Below are 774 nucleotides of genomic sequence, written 5' to 3' on the forward strand. Positions count from 1 at the left end.
GGGTTCTGTCGCAAATTTTGTCTACAGGCGCGCCGGGCAAGTGAGAATGACGTGGCTCAGGCGGCGAGGGAATAGAATTGCTGCGCAGGACGCATTTCGTTCGTCGTTCGCATCTGCCCCTTTCGGATCATGTGCATCAGCTCGATTCCAGAAAGCGTCGCGGCAGCCGATCGAAATGATTTGAAACCCAGCGTCGGACGCGTCACGCAGTTTCACTGCTCGATGGTCCTGCTCGACGATATTATTGAGATATTTGATGCGCCGGATTTCGATGTCCGCTTCACTCTCCTCATTGTAGCTTTCGATCGCCGCTGTGTTGGCTCCGCTCTTGTCGATCGTGATCTTCTTCGGCTTGCCGTGCTGGCAGATCGCTTTGCGCAAGAAGCGTAACGCGGCTTTGCAGTCCCTCTTGGCCGTCAGAAAGAAATCGACCGTCGCACCCGCTTTGTCGACCGCCCGATACAGATATTTCCAGCAGCCTTTGACTTTCACATAAGTCTCATCGAGACGCCAGCTCGACCCGACAGCGCGCTTGCGAGCACGAAACTCCTTCTCCAGCAAAGGCGCATATTTCGCGACCCAGCGGTTGAGCGTGGAATGGTCGACCTCGACGCCGCGCTCTTCCATCATTTCCTCGAGCTGACGATAGCTCATCGGATACGCCACATACCAGCGGACGCCCCACAGGATCACGTCGCGTTCAAAATGGCTGCCCTTGAAATCGATCATCACGCTATTCCGCCTGCCCCAGCCCGGCGATCATAGCCCCAACCG

1 protein-coding gene is annotated in these 774 nt (G+C 56.5%); it reads right to left on the minus strand.

What is annotated here, in order from left to right; all coding sequences use genetic code 11:
- Window positions 1–56: 56 nt before the first annotated feature.
- A protein-coding gene (locus tag KP010_RS22470; RefSeq protein WP_253203999.1) for an IS6 family transposase occupies window positions 57–729 on the minus strand; the annotation gives its coding sequence in 2 pieces (ribosomal slippage) (window positions 57–203 and window positions 205–729; 672 coding nt in all).
- Between the last annotated feature and the right edge of the window lie 45 nt (window positions 730–774).

It is taken from the genome of Methylosinus sp. KRF6 (assembly GCF_018887255.1).
Classification (GTDB): domain Bacteria; phylum Pseudomonadota; class Alphaproteobacteria; order Rhizobiales; family Beijerinckiaceae; genus Methylosinus; species Methylosinus sporium.